This window comes from Streptomyces sp. BF23-19, assembly GCF_041106355.1.
Classification (GTDB): domain Bacteria; phylum Actinomycetota; class Actinomycetes; order Streptomycetales; family Streptomycetaceae; genus Streptomyces; species Streptomyces virginiae_A.
On sequence record NZ_JBGBPT010000041.1, the window covers coordinates 71,842 to 76,903 of the forward strand.

3 protein-coding genes are annotated in these 5,062 nt (G+C 72.0%); all 3 read left to right on the forward strand.

Annotation, left to right across the window (positions count from 1 at the left end):
- Positions 1 to 1,400 (forward strand): succinic semialdehyde dehydrogenase (locus AB8A24_RS23230; RefSeq protein WP_369477449.1); only part of this gene is annotated, 1,400 nt, incomplete at its 5' end.
- A 97-nt stretch (positions 1,401 to 1,497) separates the two neighbouring features.
- Positions 1,498 to 3,270: a GMC oxidoreductase gene (locus AB8A24_RS23235; protein ID WP_266384849.1), complete on the forward strand. Its 1,773-nt coding sequence runs from the start codon at positions 1,498 to 1,500 to the stop codon at positions 3,268 to 3,270.
- Between the two features lie 166 nt (positions 3,271 to 3,436).
- A partial coding sequence (locus AB8A24_RS23240) for a peptidase (RefSeq protein ID WP_369477451.1) occupies positions 3,437 to 5,062 on the forward strand: 1,626 nt, incomplete at its 3' end.

Below are 5,062 nucleotides of genomic sequence, written 5' to 3' on the forward strand. Positions count from 1 at the left end.
CACAGCCGGCGCACCGGGGTGAACTGACCGCCTGGGCGGCGCTCCCCGTCCGCCGACGCGCGGCGGTCCTGCTGCGCTTCCACGACCTGGTCCTCGCCCGCCAGGCCGAGATCCTCGACCTGATCCAGCTGGAGACCGGCAAGGCCCGCCTGCACGCGCACGAGGAGGTCCAGGCGGTCGCCGTCTCGGCCCGCCACTACGGCCGCAAGGCCCCCTGGTACCTGCGCCCCAAGGGCCACACCGGCGCCATGCCCACCCTCACCAAGGTCACCGAGCTGCGCCAGCCGCGCGGGGTCGTCGGCCAGATCGCCCCCTGGAACTACCCCCTCGAACTGTCGGTCGGCGACGCCCTGCCCGCCTTCGTCTCCGGCAACGCGCTCGTCATGAAGCCCGACACCGAGACCGCGCTGACCGCCCTGTGGGCCCGCGACCTGCTGATCGAGGCCGGACTGCCCGCCGAGGTCTTCCAGATCGTGCTAGGCGAGGGCCCCGTCGTCGGCCCCGAGGTGGTCCGGCACGCGGACTACGTCTCCTTCACCGGCTCCACCCGCACCGGCCGCGAGGTCGCCCGGGGCGCGGCCGACCGCCTCGTCGGTGTCACCCTCGAACTCGGCGGCAAGAACGCCATGCTCGTGCTGCACGACGCCGACATCGAGAAGGCCGCCGCCGGCGCCGTCCGCGCCTGCTTCTCCTCCGCCGGCCAGCTCTGCATCTCCATCGAGCGGCTCTACGTCCACGCCTCGATCGCCGACGCCTTCGTCGAGCGCTTCGCGGCCCGTACGAAGGCCATGCGGCTCGGCGCCTCCCTCGCGTACGGCGCCGACATGGGCTCGCTGGTCGGCGAGCGCCAGTTGGAGACCGTGCAGCGGCACGTGGACGAAGCCGTGGCCAAGGGCGCCACCCTCGTCGCCGGCGGCACCGCCCGCCCCGACATCGGCCCGCTCTTCTACGAGCCCACCATCCTCGACGGCGTCGAGGCCCCCATGGCGGTGTGCGGCGAGGAGACCTTCGGACCGGTCGTCTCCATCTACCGCTTCACCGACGAGGACCAGGCGATCGCCGAGGCCAACGCCACCGCCTACGGCCTGAACTCCAGCGTCTGGACCAAGGACTCCCGCCGCGGTCACGCCGTCGCCGCCCGCCTGCGCACCGGCACCGTCAACATCAACGAGGGCTACGCCCCCGCCTACGGCAGCGCCCAGGCGCCCATGGGCGGTATGAAGGACTCCGGCCTCGGCCGCCGCCACGGCTCCGAGGGCATCCTCAAGTACACCGAGGCCCAGACGGTCGCCCACCAGCGGCTGCTCCCGATGGCCCCCTCGCTGGGCATGGACGACGAGAAGTACGCGGCGTTCATGACCCGCAGCCTCCAGGTCATGAAGGCCCTCCGACTCCGCTAAGGGGAGCAGCGTGTCCGAGTCTTCTGAGTCTTCTGAGTCCGCATCCGAATCCGGGTCCGAACCAGGGTCCGGGTCCGGGTCGTACGACTACGACGTCATCGTCATCGGATCGGGCTTCGGCGGATCGGTCTCGGCGCTGCGCCTGACCGAGAAGGGCTATCGCGTCGGCGTCCTGGAGGCCGGACGCCGCTTCACCCGCGAGAGCCTGCCGAAGAACAGCTGGGACCTGCGCAACTACCTGTGGGCCCCGGCCCTCGGGCTGTACGGGATCCAGCGGATCCACCTGCTCGGCAACGTGATGGTGCTCGCGGGCGCCGGCGTCGGTGGCGGCTCCCTCAACTACGCCAACACGCTGTACGTGCCGCCCACCGCCTTCTTCGAGGACCGGCAGTGGGCCTCCATCACCGACTGGCGGGGCGAGCTCGCCCCCTACTACGAGCAGGCCAAGCGGATGCTCGGGGTGCGCCTCAACCCGACCATGACCCCCTCCGACGTCCACCTCAAGGCGGCCGCCGAGAAGATGGGCGTCGCGGACTCCTTCCACATGGCCCCGGTCGGCGTCTTCTTCGGGGACGGCGACGACGCCGCCGGGCAGCCGAAGGTCCGGCCCGGGGACGAGGTCCCCGACCCGTACTTCGGCGGCGCCGGCCCCGCCCGCAAGGCCTGCACGGAGTGCGGCGAGTGCATGACCGGCTGCCGGCACGGCGCGAAGAACACCCTGAACGAGAACTACCTGCACCTCGCCGAGCGCGCCGGCGCCGTCATCCACCCGATGACCACCGTCACCGCGCTCTCCGACCACCCCGAGGGCGGCTACCGCGTCCGCACCGTCCCCACCGACGGCCGCCGGCGGGGCCGGGCGAAGGTCCTGCGCGCCCGGTACGTGGTCGTCGCGGCGGGCACGTACGGAACCCAGACCCTGCTGCACACGATGAAGGACCGCGGCGAGCTCCCGCGCCTCTCGCACCGGCTCGGGGAGCTGACCCGGACCAACTCCGAGGGCCTGGTCGGCGCGCAGACCGACGACCGCCGCTACCGCAAACTGCACGGGGGCGAGCGCCGGGCCGACTTCACCCGGGGCGTGGCGATCACCTCCTCCGTGCACCCCAACGCCGACACCCACATCGAGCCCGTCCGCTACGGCAAGGGCTCCAACGCCATGGGGTTCATGACCGTCCTCCAGGTGCCCCACAGCGCGCACCGGGTCCGTGCCTGGCTGGGCCGGACCGTGCGGCACCCGGTGCAGCTGGCGCGGTCGCTGTCCAACCGGCGCTGGTCGGAGCGGACCATCATCGGCCTGGTCATGCAGTCGCTGGACAACTCGCTGACCACGTACCGCAAGCCCGGCGGGATCGGGAAGGGCCTGCTCACCGCCCGCCAGGGCCACGGCGCCCCGAACCCGGTCCAGATCGCGGAGGCCACGCAGGCCGCGACCCTGCTGGCCGAGGAGATCAACGGCTTCCCGGGCAGCAACATCGGCGAGCTGATGGGGACCCCGCTGACCGCGCACTTCCTGGGCGGCTGCCCGATCGGCGCCTCGCCCGAGGAGGGGGTGGTGGACCCGTACCACCGGCTCTACGGGCACCCGGGCATCTCGGTGGTGGACGGCGCGGCCGTCTCCGCGAACCTCGGGGTGAACCCGTCGCTGACGATCACCGCGCAGGCGGAACGGGCGATGTCGTACTGGCCGAACGTGGGGGAGCGGGACCCACGGCCCGAGCAGGGGGCCGCGTACGTCCGCCTGGACGCGGTGGAGCCGGTCCGTCCGGCGGTCCCGAAGGACGCCTTCGGCGCGCTGCGGCTGCCGTTCATGGCGGTCCCGGAGGTTCCGCCGCGCCGGCCGGTGAGCGATCCGGAACCGACGATCTGACAGCGGTGGGTACCGCGCTCCCCCTCCGAGCGCGGTACCCACCGCGGTACATACGTGACAGATGTTCAGCCTTGATGGTTGTACCGGAATCCGCCGTGCCGAGCTGTGGTGTCGATCACACAATGAAGTGTGCAACTGCGACTGATGTTCGACAGTCAACGGCTGCATGAGAAAGCGCATCTCGCTGCTGGCCGCCGGCGCCCTCGTGGTGCTGGGAGCGGCCATCACTCCCGCCCACGCCGCGGACCCCGTCTTCACCCTGGCCGGACCGGCCGGGATCGGTCTGCGCCCGCACCCCGGGCAGAGCGGTGAACCGCAGAAGACCTCGGTGGAGTTCCGGATCGTCAACGACTCCACCAAGACGTTCGACCGCCCGAGCACCTTCACCATCGACCTGGGCGCCCTCAAGGGCGTCGCCGACGTGGCGCTCGCCAAGGGCCGGGAGAAGGACTGCACGCTCACGGCGGCGACCGTGACCTGCAAGCGCTGGGGGCTGTGGACGGGCGAGAGCACCGTCGTGAAGCTGGACCTCGGCGCGGCCCGGGACAGCAAGGTCGGCGCGACCGCGGACCTGACGCTCACCGGCACGGCGGAAGGCGCCACCTTCAAGGCCGCCACCACCAAGGTGCGCGTCGGCGGCCCCGACCTGGTGCTGGAGCGGGCCAGGCTGAAGTCGGAGCAGAAGCCGGGCGACAAGCAGAACCTGTCGATCATCTTCGCCAACGAGGGCACGGACCCCGTCAACGGCGTGGTGCTCGAGATCCGCACCACCCACGGCATCGACCTGGTCGAGCAGTACGACAACTGCTCCTACTCCGAGGACAGCACGGCGGGCCGGCCCTGGAACACGGGCTGGAGCACGGTGCAGTGCCTGCTGGAAGGCGAGTACGAGCCGGACGCGCTCTACGGCGTCGACGGCCCGCTGACCCTCAAGGCCGCCCCGCACGCCTTCACGGACGGCCTGACCTACGCGGTGTACGCGGCCGGTGAGCAGCCGAAGGCGGCGGCGAAGAACCGCGCGTTCGCCGCCGGCAACAAGCTGGCCGCGGCGAAGCAGGCCCCCAAGGCCGCGGCCCGGTCCGCCCAGCAGGCGACCGACCTCGACCCTTGGAACAACATCCAGGAGTTCGACTTCACGACGCGCAACACCGCCGACCTGGTGGCCACGGGCGTGTCCCTCACGGGCAAGGCCGGTGACACGTTCGACGTCGACTTCGGGTTCCGCAACAACGGCCCCGCGTGGGTCGCCGACCTGCGCCACGGTGACCACATCGCCCGGACCGACATCGTGATCCCGGCGGGTGCGAGGGTCACGAAGGTCCCGGCCGGCTGCACGGGGGTCGGCGCGGACGGCAGCGACCGCGAGCAGGCCCTGGGCGCGCCGCGCTACTTCTGCTCCACCGGCCATGTCGTCGGGGAGAAGGAGACGTTCGCCTACCCGTTCCAGCTGAAGATCGAGAAGGTCGTGGCGGACGCCAAGGGCTCGATCACGGTCGGCCGCGAGACGCCGCAGGGCACCACGGGCCAGCGCTGGGACCCGAACCACAGCAACGACACGGCGGCCCTCGTGATCAACGCGAAGGGCGCCGGACCGGCCCCGACCTCGACCCCGAGCGGCACCACCTCGGCCTCGCCGACCCCGACCGGCTCCGCGACGCCCACCGCGACCGCGACGCCGAGCACCTCGGCCACCGGTACGGGTGTCACGACCAACGGCGGCGGCCTCGCCTCCACCGGCAGCTCCGCCCAGGCGATCGCACTCGGCGGCGCGGTGCTCCTGGCCGTCGGCGGC